The organism is Candidatus Benthicola sp. (assembly GCF_058719085.1).
The window spans coordinates 1-10,482 of sequence record NZ_JBZQEK010000112.1; the positions used below are offsets into that span (position 1 = coordinate 1).

General features: G+C 66.8%; 8 protein-coding genes and 1 pseudogene. 2 read left to right on the top strand and 7 right to left on the bottom strand.

The annotated features are described in order from the left end of the window. From AC36XV_RS08770 to AC36XV_RS08800, 7 genes and pseudogenes are all read right to left on the bottom strand, one after another. Window positions 1-1,113: pseudogene (locus AC36XV_RS08770) on the bottom strand (hypothetical protein); the annotation flags it as partial. A gap of 4 nt (window positions 1,114-1,117) precedes the next feature. Beyond that, entirely contained in the window at window positions 1,118-1,594 is a 477-nt protein-coding gene (locus tag AC36XV_RS08775; RefSeq protein ID WP_492203307.1) for a PqqD family protein, read from the bottom strand. Between the two features lie 13 nt (window positions 1,595-1,607). Then, window positions 1,608-2,387: an NAD-dependent epimerase/dehydratase family protein gene (locus AC36XV_RS08780; RefSeq protein ID WP_492203308.1), complete on the bottom strand. Its 780-nt coding sequence runs from the start codon at window positions 2,385-2,387 to the stop codon at window positions 1,608-1,610. Window position 2,388: 1 nt separating this feature from the next. After that, complete coding sequence (locus tag AC36XV_RS08785; RefSeq protein ID WP_492203309.1) at window positions 2,389-3,516, bottom strand: glycosyltransferase family 4 protein; 1,128 nt, start codon at window positions 3,514-3,516, stop codon at window positions 2,389-2,391. 10 nt (window positions 3,517-3,526) lie between these two features. Next, a complete protein-coding gene (locus AC36XV_RS08790) occupies window positions 3,527-5,353 on the bottom strand; it encodes an ABC transporter ATP-binding protein (protein WP_492203310.1) in 1,827 nt (608 codons plus the stop codon). Further along, a complete protein-coding gene (locus AC36XV_RS08795; RefSeq protein WP_492203311.1) occupies window positions 5,323-6,681 on the bottom strand; it encodes a nucleotidyltransferase domain-containing protein in 1,359 nt (452 codons plus the stop codon). The genes AC36XV_RS08790 and AC36XV_RS08795 overlap by 31 nt, the downstream gene beginning before the upstream one ends. Window positions 6,682-7,010: 329 nt before the next feature. Next, a complete protein-coding gene (locus AC36XV_RS08800; RefSeq protein ID WP_492203312.1) occupies window positions 7,011-7,745 on the bottom strand; it encodes a DUF2490 domain-containing protein in 735 nt (244 codons plus the stop codon). A 288-nt stretch (window positions 7,746-8,033) separates the two neighbouring features. Between AC36XV_RS08800 and AC36XV_RS08805 the strand changes: the two genes are divergently transcribed. After that, the gene (locus tag AC36XV_RS08805; protein WP_492203313.1) at window positions 8,034-9,356 is read left to right on the top strand and encodes an LssY C-terminal domain-containing protein; all 1,323 of its coding nucleotides are present in this window, start codon (window positions 8,034-8,036) and stop codon (window positions 9,354-9,356) included. 64 nt (window positions 9,357-9,420) lie between these two features. After that, the coding region (locus AC36XV_RS08810; RefSeq protein ID WP_492203314.1) for a D-2-hydroxyacid dehydrogenase at window positions 9,421-10,482 on the top strand (1,062 nt) is incomplete at its 3' end.

The window sequence follows — 10,482 nt, forward strand, 5'->3', positions numbered from 1 at the left end:
GAGGATTCCGCACACGGCGTCCGGGATCTGCCGAAGATCGCGCCCCAGTTCGAGCCAGAACGTCGGAACGGACGATACGAAATCGGTCAGCACATCCAGTCCCACGGCCCCCGAATTCGAGTTGGGCAGGGCCATCAGTGAGCTGGGCGCGAGCCGCAGCAGGGCGTCGAACGTGCTCGCCGGTCGGATCATGGTATCCACCCGGTCGGTGACCCGGGGCAGCGCGATGGCTCGCACCTGAGCCACCGGGGGCAGCTGATCCGGAAACAGCTCCGACAGAAGGACGAGACTCTTGTCCTCGTGCGGCAGCTCGCCCGGGATCTCGTGCCGGACGAGGTCGGGGAAGCAGCGACGCATGTGGGACGGGTCGACGGCGGTGGACGAATAGAGACTGTAGCCCCGATAGCCGCCCTTACCGTCCGGCTCGAGGCCCACGTAGTCATCGGCCAGATAGTCGAGACCCGCGCCGAGACACGTCAGTGAGACCGTGGACTTTCCCGACCCTCCCGGCCCTCCGAACAGCACCCCGCTTCCACCGCGAGCCACGAGGCCAGAATGCACCGCCTGCACCCCCCGGTCTCGATGCCACAGAAGAAGCTGCGAGTGAAGGGGGCGTCCCATTTCGTAGCGAGTGAGACGACGCGCGTCGCCCACCCAGCCGACGATCCGGCCGGCCGCGCGATCGAAGGCCGTCACGATCTGCGCCCTTTCCTCCGCAACGAAACGTCCTTCATGCGAGGCCGTCACGCGGGCCTGCAGCGTCAGATCTTCATGAGCCACGCAGCCGGCGCAGGCGAGCCCCACGGCGGACTCGTCCCAGAGATCGATCGAGAGCTCCGGAGGCTCGATCCAGCGACCATTCGACCCCGCAGGAATGGGTACGCCGAGGTGTGCGATCGGCCTGTGGGCGCGGCGGGCCAGCTCCTCACCGAGCACACGCACCCGAACGAGTCGCCCGGCGAGCCGGTACGCCCCCTCGTACGAGGGAATCCCGTGGTCCTCGAGGCCGGTCTCGAAGGTGTAGCGCAGTCTTCCGAACACCTGGGCCGCGCGTTCGTCGGCCGCCGGCGCTGCACCTCGCGGCTCGGACCGGTGCAAAGGGCTTCTCGTCATCGATCTATGCCTCTTCCGGCGGAATGAAGCTGGTCTCGGCCAGGCTGGGCATGGGCGGATCGAGCGCGAGCAGGTCGGCCATGTCCGAATACGAATTCAGCTCCGGCGCCGCGTAGGGAATCGACGTCTCGGCAGAGGGAATCGAGGTCGCTTCATCGGAGGAGGAGGTCGTCTCTACGGATACGAGCCCCTCGTCGACGAGGCGGATGGCCAGCCCCATGACGTCGTCGAGCGTACGCGACGCATCCACGCCCCAACCGTCAGCGAGGGCGCCAGCGACCTGCCGTATGCTCTTGCCGTCTGCCAGAAGCCGCCAGGCGGCCGCACCCACGCCCGTGAGGCTGTAGTACATGCCGTTCGAGACATTCATGACGAGGACTTCCCCGTCGATCTCCTTGGCGGCGACGTCACCGGACCGTACGTCCAGCCGCTGATCGGCATGGACCGGGGATTCGGTGACCGGTTGAGTGATCGGATTCATGGGGTTCTCCTGTTCAAGCAGTGTGTTGGACCCGGCACGGGGTGTGCCGGTCATCGGGAACGTCCACGGGCGACCAGTCCAGCAGCCGCCGTGTGGCCATCAGATCGGTGACGGCGTCTCGTGTCGGCGAGATGCCGTAGATCAGGTGAAAGCCCTCCAGATCGCGCTCGAGAGTGAGTCGCAACAGCGACCGCAGGTCCGCGACCCCGATGGCACAGCCACGGCGCAGCGGATCTTCGGGAGGACGAGGAGGCTTCCAGGTGACGGAGCCGATCCGCACCGCCACGAAGGTGCTCACACGCCCTGCGCGCACGGCCATGCGCCCCGCCTCCTCGGCCGCCGCCTTCGACAGGCCATAAGGGGACAGAGGACTCGCCGCGACCGGATCGGGAATCGTCTGCGCGGCGTGCATGCACGCCTCGAGCTGTCGCCGGGCCGCTCTCCACGAGCTCGCCAGAACCACGCGGGGCACACCGTGGCGCTCGGCGGCCTCCAGCAGGTTCCAGGTCGTATCGACGTTGCCGCGCATGGCTTGGGAGAGCGAAGCCCGTGGACTCGGGTTCCCGGCGAGGTGCAGGATGGCGTGCGCACCGTGCAGGTGGTGCTCCCACGGGAAGATTCCCGGCAGCCCGCCCAGCCGTCGGCCCGACCCCGACAGCCCGAGATCGGTGCGAATGATCCCGGATCCCCCGGGGGCACGTCGGTCCAGCAGCACGAGCTCGTGATCCCGCCGGAGCTCGCGCACCATCTGCCGTCCGATCCGGCCGGCCGCACCCGTGATCACGATTCTCACGTCAGCCCGCCCTTCTCTGCTCATGCCCGTGACCGGCCAGCTTCCGGTAGAGGGCATCGTACTGGTCCACGTAACGCTCGAAGCCGAAGACCTTCAGCCCCCTCGCCCGCGCAGCCTCTCCCATCCGTCGGGCCAGGCTCGGGTCCTCCAGAAGTCGCACGACGGCGTCGGACATGGCGGTCGCATCATCGACCGGCACCGTCAGGCCCGTTCGGCCGTGATCGACGACTTCCGGTAAGCCGCCCACCCGGGAGGCCACGACCGGGCGGGACATGAGGCCGGCCTCCAGCGCCACGAGACCGAACGACTCCTCGCGCGACGGCATCAATACGATGGAGGCTCCTTCCAGAACGGACGGCACATCTTCCGGACGTACCCACCCCGTGAAGCGGATCGCCTTCTCGACGCCCAGTCTCGATGCCTGCTGCCTCAGGGCCTCACGTTCCGGGCCGTCCCCCGCGATCGTGAGACGCGCCCGAGGAAAGCGCCGGTGAATGTGCTGGAACGCCTCGAGGGCGACGTGAAAGCCCTTCTGGTAGACGATCCGGCCGAGGCAGACGATTTCCGGCGGATCGAACGACAGGGATTTCGGTGGCGCGGCCGTGGTCTGGACGGCATTGAAGATGACCGAGGAACGCGGTTCGATCTCCGGAGCGACTCGCCGAGCCCCCCGGAGAGTCGACATGGAGTTCCCCGTCACCCAGGCGGCGTTCGTCAGCAGACGACCGACGAGCGAGTCTCCCGAGACGCCCTCATCCAGCGAGTGACGGACCGCCATGACCACGGGAGGATCTTCAGGGGATTCCGTGGCGAGCAGGAAGTACCCGCTCGGTCCGGAGAAGTTGAGCTGTATGACGTCCGGTCGAAGCTCGGCCTTCAGGCGCGTGAGCTCGCTCCGGCACCGGACGATCCCCTCGAGATCCCGCTCGGCGAGCGCCCGACGGAACGGCAGGCGGTATACCTGGATGCCATCCACCTCGTCGCGCTCGGGAAGATCCTCCCCGGCGAACGAAGTGATCACGGTCGTTTCGTATCCTCGACTCTGCAGGGCGACCAGGACCCGGTGGCTCAACACCTCGATCCCACCGATCGCGGGCCAGAACACCTCGTTCACGAATACGAGTCTCATGAGCCCCTCCTCACCGTACGGCCTCGATGGGGACCCGGGCGTCGTCACCCGGAAGGCGAGCCAGAGCCTCGGCGGCGGGCAGGGACACCTGCTGGGCCGACCAGAGACGTCCGTACAGGGGACAGGTGGCGAGCAGTTCCTCGTGGCTGCCACAGCCGACGAGGCGTCCGGAGTCGAGCACGAGCAACCGACCGGCGTTGCGAAGCGTGGACAGCCGGTGCGCCACGATGAACGTGGTTCGTCCCTCCATCAGGCGATCGATGGCCTTCTGCACCCTCGCCTCGGAGATCGAATCGAGGCTGGACGTCGCTTCGTCCAGCAGGAGAATCGGCGCGTCCTTCAGGAGCGCCCGGGCGATGGAGATTCGCTGGGCCTGCCCCCCGGAAAGGCCGTGTCCACCCACGCCGATCTGCGTGTCGTAGCCCGCGGGCAGCTCGCGGATCTCCGCGTCGATTCCCGCCGCCACGGCCGCCGCGACGACATCCTCCCGCGTCGAGCTCTTTCGGCCGAAGGCGATGTTCTCCGCCACCGTGGCGGAAAACAGGAAAGGCTCCTGGGTGACGACGGCGATGCGGTCATACACGTCGGACAGACGCAGATCGCGGACGTCGTGCCCGTCCATGAGAACGCGGCCGGACGATGCATCGTAGAAACGGGCGATCAGGTTGAGGATCGTGGTCTTCCCGGCGCCCGAAGGGCCGACGATCCCGATGGTCTCGCCGGCGCTGGCCTCGAAGGAGACGGAATCGAGGACCACCTCGTCGTCGTACCGGAAGGAGACGTCCCGGAACGCGATCGTGCGCGGGGAGCCCTCGAGCGGGCGAGCATCCGGAGACTCGACCACTTCGGGTCGCTCAGCCAGGATTTCGCCGATCCGCTGCACCGCGGCGGCGTTGTTCTTCACCGTCACGTACGTCGAGTTCACGACGTTGAGCGGACCGTGGATCGAGCGCAGCGCCATCAGGAAGGCGAGCAGTGAGGGCCATTCCATTCGGCCGTGCATCACGTCGAATCCGCCGACCACGATCACGACCACGATGCCCAGTCCCGATAGCGAGCCGAGGTACACCTGGGCGAGCGATCGTACGCGTACCATCTCGATCAGGCGGTCGAAGTACGCCCTGCCTCTTTCGATCGCCGCACGGGCCTCGGCTTCCTCGGCCTGGAAGATCTTGATGATCCGTATGCCCTGCAGCAGCTGCAGGATCACGTCGTACAGCACGTAGCCGGTCCGCCGGACCGCGAAAGACTTGGCCAGGATCCGCCGGGCCGTCAGAACGATTGGAATCACCGCCAGCGGAAGGACCACGAGAGACCAGAGCGTGAGCCGGACGCTCAGCATGAGTGCGGCGGCGAACAGGGCGACCGCCATGCAGGAGTTGAGGACGAGACGCGCCATGGCCAGGACGGTCGTGCGCAGCTGCGATACATCGATGCGGATCGCCTGGATGATGTCGCCGTGGCTCTGCCGGTCGAAGTAGGGAACGGAAAGTCCGAGGATGTGGCGAATCAGCCGCTCCATCATTCCGAGCTCGAGCACCTTCACGATGCGCTGCTGAGTGACCTGGTTGTCGAACGTCACCAGGCTGCTCGCCACGTACGTCACGATGAGCATCACGGCGACGACCCAGAGCGCCGTGACCGGACCGAAGGTCTGCGCTACGGTTCCGGCCAGGCCGCCTCCCTGCCCGAGCACGCCTTCCAGGAACTCCCGAATGAGCAGGATCGCCGCCATCGACAGCAGCGACGACGCCACGGTCGTGGCCAGAAACCGGAAGAGAAGACCCTTCCGATGTCGGAACAGGCTCAGGAGGTAGTGTTTGCCGGGGAAGTCCACGGGACTCCTTTCTTGAGCAGACTTGAACCGAGACGCTTGCGGGTCGAGCGATGGGCGCCCGACCAGAAGGGCCTTCGGCGTGCGGTGCCTCCGAGGCGCTGGCCAAGCGCGGCCGTGTACAGGAGGCCGTGGTACGCCACCATCTTGGCGAGCGCGAAGAGTCTCTTGCCGCGCGCCTGCAGCGAGAGGCTGATCACCCGTCCGCGACGCGCCGAGTAGACGTGCGCCATCGGGTTGGTCCTCCCATCGATCACCCGCCGCGCCCAGCGAGCTCTCCTGCGCCAACCCGAGATGAGCCAGAGGTGAAGGGCTCGCTTCGCGACCGTGGAGCGATGCGCCTGCTGTGTGACGAGGAATGCCTCCGGATTCAGCAGGGACAGATGGGCGCGAGCGACAGGCGATGCCTTCAGGCTCCGGTCGACACTGGGCGGCACTGGGGTATCCAGCAGGCGGCCGGCGAGCTGCAGGCACAGGGCGAGCACGGTAGCGTGTCCTCCGTGCCGAGCCTCGGTCACGAGATCATCCCAATCGAAGTCCGCCGGATCGCAGGCCCGGATCACCCGATCGATGTCGACCAGTCTCTTCAACTTCGAGAAGGAGTCCTCGCGGTTCTGATCTGCGAGGTGAAGAACCATGTGCTCGGGTGAGGGAACCCGGACAGGGACGCTCCCACTGCGCTCGCGAAGGACGGAGCGGTTCAGGAAGGCCGCGGGGTCGAAGTGAAACCCTTCGCCGCGCGGAGCCAGATCCCAGTGCAGCTCGACCTCGAACCCGCTCGCGTGTGACAGCGACAGGTGATAGCCGTACCGAAGGTGTTCGAGGCGAGCCTCATCGCTCCAGTGGTCCGTGTAGCCCGCCTCGGCCAGGGCCTCGAGACCGTCCCGCAGCCGGTGGGCGGAAACGAGCAGGTCCAGGTCCCCGGAGAGCCTCTCAACCGGATCCTCGTACACGGTGAGCCGAAGCGCCCCGCCCTTGAGCACAACCGGAATCAGCGAGTGCTCGTGGAGCACGCGCAGCAGGCGGTCACGCTCGGCGTCCCAGAGAGCCGCCTGGAGGGCAAAGGGACGCAGCGGCGCCATGAGCTCGTCTCGAGTCTCGGGATTCAGACTTCTGAACCCCTCACACCGCCGCAGGGCGGTCAGAGCAAGACCGATGACTCCGTGGCCGGTGACCACGGAACCGAAGACGGACCGGAAGGCCCTGTCTTCAAGCGGCGCCACATGCGTTCCGGTCACCCGGCTCCTGCTGTCGGCCCGCACGAGGGCGAGCAGCAGCTTCTCCGGCCCGCTGAGCGAGGATCGGGTCAGCAGGGGTCTCGGGGGGTGCACGGCTCCGCCGGCTGGCTGGCCGGCAGGTGGCGTTGCTTCGACTCCCGGCCCGTTGATCGACGGCAAGAAGAGGCCTCCACGGTTGTTGTCTGACGATGTCCGGCTCGAACCCGGGTGTGGTGGAGGCAAGCGATGTGCCGGATCGTGAGGTCCAGGCGGGCCCGCGAGGGCTATTGCTGGCTGAGCAGAAGAATCAGCCCGTCAAATCAACCGATTCGCGACCCCGGCATGCCCGGAAAGACGTGCGAGACGACGTTCCCGGCAGAATCCTGTCGGCCGCGCAGTGGCACCTGTGGTACCCGTCCCACACTCCAAGCGGAGTGGCATCGCTAGAATCTCTGCGCGAAGAACCCGTGGAATGGGCGACCGTAGGTGAAGTGGACCTGGAGTCGCTGGTAGTTCGCATCCGGTTTGGACTGGTACACGTAGCCCAGCTGGAGGTCGGAATGATCTCCGAGCCTGTATCCCGCCCCGATCGACAGCCGGTTCTGGTTGAAGCTGAGCGTGCCCGAAACGTCGACGAAGATCTCGTCCGAGGAGTTGATGAAGAAGGTGCCGGCCCGGTCCAGGGGACCGTTCAGGGGCACGGTGGCCCGGAAGCGATACCGAACCCGGTTCGAATAGGTGGTCTCACCGTCCTGCGTCTGCCAGCGCTGCTCGGCGCGGTACCGGTGCTCCAGCGCCGTCGGGCCCCACGCCTGCCTCAGGGTGAGCTGCTCGTGGAGTCGATTCTCGGTTTCGTCGGGCTCGGTGCCGTCCGCTCCGCCCCCGTCCTCGAAGGGCCAGGACCACTTGTAGGTGTATCCCAATCCGAGCTGGGCCGTGGGGTTGAACGCGTACTGTGGCGCCACCCGCACCAGGGCCGCCTCGGCATCCGCCGCGATCTCGTAGAGACGCAGCTGCCCCTCCGTGTACACCGTCCAGCGGTCGGTGACGTGGTTGGTTCCCTCGACCACGAGCCACGTCCCCAGCTCGTCGGAAGCGGTCTGGGCCCCGGCCGCGCGAGCCAGTCCGAGCAGGGCGGCAGCCCACACGATGGTGGCGGCGACTCTCGCCGGGTTCATCGAGGATCGGGGGATCCACACGTTCCGGCTTCGTGGGGCGGGCCGGGAGGCCAGCCCGAAGGCGAAACGACCCGTGCTGTGGTCGTGGAGCATCTTCAGCGCCGTGATCGGGACCGGGGAAACCGTACGCCCATCACCACCCGGTGAGCTGCTGCCAATCTCTACCGCGGAGCCGGGAGGCGCCACCGCCTGACTGCCCCCTGCGTACCGTGGATCTCCCTGCGGCACACCACTTCCCTATATTGGCGGGTGAGTCCCATGGTGTGGCGCCCTCGAATCAGGTGACCCATGCGAAGCGATCTGCTGCGGCCGAGGCGTTGGCTGACGGTTCCCTATCTTCCTGATCCGGATGAGCGCTCGCACCTCGACCGGTCGGAGACCCGACGAGCCGGGGGTGTCGGCGTGACGGTCGCGGCGATGAGCGACCGGGAGAGCCATCGCTTCTTCGGAGTGCGGCTCGCCCGGAAGGGGGTTCAGCCCGTCTGGGTCCGCCTCGAGAACGGCACCGACATGCCGATCCGGCTCGATCTCTTCAGTATCGACCCCGCCTATTTCACACCGCTCGAGGCGGCCTTCGTGAGCCACTTTTCCGCCGGGAAGCGCCTGCTGAGTTTCGGAGTTCTTGCTTGGGTCTTCCTGCCACTCCTTCCGCTGATTCCCTTCAAGGTGATCAGCGCCTACCGGGCCAACCGGCGCATGAACGCGTACTTCAAGGAACACGGCCTGCCGATCGGACTCATCCCGTCGGGCGCCGAGCGGGCGGGATTCGTGTTCACCACGCTGGATGAAGGCACCAAGCGGGTCGCGATGAAGGTCATGGCGGGACGACGCACGCTGGATTTCGACTTCTCGCTCGAGGTGCCCGGTCTCGACGTTCGCGCCGAAGCGGATGACACTTCCGCCGGCCGCAAGCTCGAGGAAACAACGGAGACGAAGCTGCTGGCATGGCTCGAGACCCAGCCGCGAGCCACGACCAACAAGCGAGGCAACGTCGAAGGGGATCCCCTGAACCTCGTCGTGGTGGGCGACGCCGACACCGTCCGGCGGGCGTTCGGCGGTCGCTGGGATCCGGCGGAGGCGATTACCGTCTCCACCAGCATCAAGATGGCGAAGGCCTTCCTCTTCGACTCCGAGTATCGGTATTCGCCGGTCAGCTCGCTGTATCACGACGGCGCGATGCAGGATCTGGCGCTGCAGAGGGCGCGCGCCGTGATCAACGAGCGCATCCATCTGCGGCTGTGGCGGACCGACCGGGCTCTGGCTGGCCAGCAGGTGTGGATCGGACAGATCAGCCGCGACATCGGCGTCAGGTTCACGCCGAAGACCTGGAATCTGACCACCCACAAGATCGACCCGGAGGTAGACGAGGCCCGGGACTTCGTGGTCGACAATCTGCGGGCAGCCCATCGTATTTCGCGGGTCGGGTACGTCGGAGGGGTGGGTCCGTCGCTTCCAGCGTCGCCCCGGACCAACTTGACGGGTGACCCGTACGTCACCGATGGTCTGCGCGCGGTGATCGTACTGTCGGACCGGGGCACCGAGGCCACATATCTCGATTGGACGCCCGGGAGCGGCAACGCCCCGGATGCCGGTCCGACGCCAGCCCGTTGACCGGCCTCTGTGCAGCAGGAAGCGCAGAATCCCGTCGCCTGACCTCAACCGGGGAGAAGCCCCTGTGAAAAGCTCGAGGATGATTCCGTTCAGGATCGCCTGTCTCGTGGCGGCCGTCGCGGCGCTATCGCGGCCCGCACCCGGGACTGCGCAGGAAGACTTCCGCAACGAGATCCCGCTTGGATCGGACCGGAATGCGGTCCCGGCGATCCCGGCCGCCGACCTCCCCGCAGAGCTCGTCTATCTCTCGTCCGGAATGTCGGAGGAGATGCTCGCCTCGATTCGCGCGGTCGCGCCCGACGTCAGGATCATACGCAATCTCGATCGCGCCTCTGCGATGGAGTATGCCGACAGGGCGCACGGCGTCGACGCGGACCTGCTGACGTCGGAGTTCCTCGAGGCGTCGCCGAACCTGAGGTGGGCTCAGTCCTGGAGCGCCGGAGTCGACCGGTACATCACGATTCCGGAGCTGATGTCGAGGCAGGAGGTGGTGCTCACCAACATGAAGGGCATGTACGGACCGGTGATCGCCGAGCACGTGTTCGCCATGCTGCTCACCCTGACCCGGAACCTGCCCTACTACCTCGACGCCGATCGCCGAGGGGAGTGGTCGCGTGGACCGGGAAGCGCTCTGAGCGCCCTGCAGGGCCACACGATGCTGGTCGTGGGCGTGGGTGGAATCGGTACGGAGATCGCGATCCGCGCTCACGCGTTCAACATGCGGGTCCTCGGCACGGTTCGGACGGCGCGTCCCGCCCCACCCTACATCGACGAGCTGGGTACCGCGGCCGACCTCGACCGATTGCTGCCGCAGGCGGACATCGTGGTGCTCGCCGTGCCGCTGACGGATGAGACGCGCGGCATGATCGACCGCCGGACGATCGACCAGATGAAGAGCGGTGCCTGGCTGGTGAACATCGCCCGCGGGGCCGTGGTCGATACGGAAGCCCTGCTGGAAGGACTGGATTCTGGCAAGATCGGGGCAGCTCTGCTCGATGTCACGGATCCCGAACCCCTTCCGGCCGGCCATCCCCTGTGGGACCGGGACGACGTCTTCATCACGCCACACACGGCCGGCCGCGCGGAACTGTCGGCGGAACGTCGTTTCGCCCTCATCGTAGAGAAC